1 protein-coding gene is annotated in these 505 nt (G+C 55.4%); it reads right to left on the bottom strand.

Annotated features, from left to right (window positions below):
* Positions 1-480: hypothetical protein (locus tag DNK89_RS24070; protein ID WP_153064364.1), on the bottom strand; the 480-nt coding region annotated here is incomplete at its 3' end.
* Positions 481-505: the final 25 nt, after the last annotated feature.

The raw sequence follows: 505 nt of genomic DNA on the forward strand, positions 1-505 counted from the left end.
GACACGTGCTGCGCCCTTAACTCCCCGACCCAGGCAATTCTTGATCCTGCCCCCAAAAATTTCGGCCTTTGAACGGGGCGTAACGAGGATACCATTTTCGGTGACATCCGAACCGGCCGAAGTCAGGATCAGGATGCCATCCTGATCGTTGTAGTAGGTGTTGTCGTCGGATTTTACGCCTTCGATGTCCTGGTTGTTGATGACGATGTTCAGAGGATAGAGGTTTTCACTCCCAGATTTGTTGTATGTGATGGCGATGCCGGTGACGCCGGCAGCGTCAGGTACTCCCTGTCCAGCCGCCATATGGACGTTGCGCACGACGGGTTCGTTCATCACGATCCGTGTGAAACCACCTTCGATGCGAATACCGTCCCCGTAGCCGACCGCGGCACTGGAGCGATAGACATTCCGCCAGGTGCAGCCCGAAATCTCCAAGTCTGAAAGCTGTGACAGATTGATCATTGACGTGGCGAGATTCACGAAGCGCGTAGCCGACTGCGCACGA

Source organism: Acidovorax sp. ST3 (assembly GCF_003231145.1).
GTDB lineage: Bacteria > Pseudomonadota > Gammaproteobacteria > Burkholderiales > Burkholderiaceae_C > Acidovorax.